General features: G+C 70.6%; 2 protein-coding genes. Both read right to left on the bottom strand.

All coding sequences use genetic code 11. The features are described 5' to 3' along the window. On the bottom strand, positions 1-728 hold a 728-nt coding region (locus ACZ4VL_RS40650; RefSeq protein ID WP_468211055.1), incomplete at its 3' end, for an adenosylhomocysteinase. A gap of 25 nt (positions 729-753) precedes the next feature. After that, the gene (gene metF, locus ACZ4VL_RS40645; protein WP_468211057.1) at positions 754-1,605 is read right to left on the bottom strand and encodes a methylenetetrahydrofolate reductase [NAD(P)H]; all 852 of its coding nucleotides are present in this window, start codon (positions 1,603-1,605) and stop codon (positions 754-756) included. Between the last annotated feature and the right edge of the window lie 209 nt (positions 1,606-1,814).

Raw genomic sequence — 1,814 nt, 5'->3', positions numbered from 1 at the left:
TTGATGCCGTCGATCAGCGAGTGGCGGCAGCCGTACTTGTTGTCGAACTTCGACTTCGTCACCGCGTCGTTGACGTTGATCGCCGGGAAGAGCAGCTGGCCGTCGCGGTGCATCTCGTACAGGCGGTGGACGCCGGTGGTGGTCTCCTCCGTCACGCCGTGGATGCCGGCGGCGAGCTTCGTCCAGTCCAGCTTCGACTCGGCGAGCAGCCGGTAGACGAGCGCCAGCTCCTCGTTGTCCGCGGTGGACGGGTCGGGCACGGCGCCCGCCTTCGCGAATTCGAGGCCCTTGTGGACGAGGAGGGTGGCGTCGCCGCCGTCGTCCAGGATCATGTTGGGGCCGTCGGCGTCCGGCCAGGTCAGCGCCTGCTCCGTGCACCACCAGTACTCCTCCAGGGTCTCGCCCTTCCAGGCGAACACCGGGATGCCGGCGGCGGCTATCGCAGCGGCGGCGTGGTCCTGGGTGGAGTAGATGTTGCACGACACCCAGCGGACCTCGGCGCCGAGGGCGACCAGGGTCTCGATCAGGACGGCCGTCTGCACGGTCATGTGCAGGGAGCCGGTGATGCGGGCGCCGGCCAGCGGCTGCGCCTCGGCGTACTCCCGGCGGATCGACATCAGACCCGGCATCTCGTGCTCGGCGAGGGTGATCTCCTTGCGGCCGAACTCGGCGAGGCCGATGTCGGCGACCTTGAAGTCCGTGAAATCGGCAGGGGTGTTGCTGGTCATGGTGACTCCGGTGGTGGACGGCGGGCTAGACGCCCAGGTTCTGGTGGATCTCAAGCGTCGCGGTGGAGCGGTTGAGGGTGATGTAGTGCAGGCCCGGCGCTCCTTCGGCGAGCAGCCGCTGGGACATGACGGTCGCGTACTCGACGCCGATCCGGTGGCCTTCGGCCGGGTCGTCCTGTGCGGCTTCGAGGCGGCGGGCGAGGGCGTCGGGGAAGCGGGCGTCGCTGAGCTCGGCGAAGCGCCGGATCTGGCGGAAGTCGGTCGCGGGCATGATCTCGGGGATCACGGGCGTCGGGCAGCCCACCGCAGCCAGGCGGTCCCGCAACCGCAGGTAGTCCTCGACGTGGAAGAACATCTGGGTGATGGCGTAGTCGGCGCCCGCCTCGCACTTCGCGGCGAAGTGGCGGACGTCCTCGTCCCAGCCCGGGGAGCGGGGGTGGCGTTCGGGGAACGCGGCCACGCCCACGCTGAAGTCGCCGAGCTGCCGGATCATGGCGACCAGCTCGTGGGCGTGGGTGAAGCCCTGCGGGTGCGGGGTCCACACCCCCCTCGGGTCGCCCGGCGGGTCGCCGCGCAGGGCGAGCACGTCCCGGATGCCTGCGTCGGCGTACTGGCCGATGATGTGGCGCAGCTCGGCCCGGGAGTGACCGACGGCCGTCAGGTGCGCGACGGGGCGCAGGGTCGTCTCGGCCGCGATCCGCTTGGTGACCTCGATGGTGCGGTCGCGGGAGGAGCCGCCCGCTCCGTAGGTGACGGAGACGAAGGACGGGGCGAACGCCTCGATGCGGCGGATCGCGTTCCACAGCGTGCGCTCGCCCGCCTCGGTCTTGGGCGGGAAGAACTCGAAGGAGTACGAGCGCAGGCCGGCGGCCAGCAGTTCTCGGACGCCGGGGCGCTCGGCCGGCCGGAGCCGGACCAGGGTCGGGCGTTCCGCGGTGACGGCTGCCAAAGGACCGTTCCTTCCGTGTCTGTCAGCGGGCGTTGAAGTACGTCGCTTCGGGGTGGTGGATGACGATCGCGTCGGTGGACTGCTCCGGGTGGAGCTGGAACTCCTCCGACAGGTGGACCCCGATCCGCTCGGGCCGG

The sequence above is a fragment of the Streptomyces sp. NPDC029014 genome (assembly GCF_055564695.1).
The sequence above is the reverse complement of the archived record's forward strand: the minus strand, read 5'-3'. Positions and strand labels throughout refer to the sequence as shown.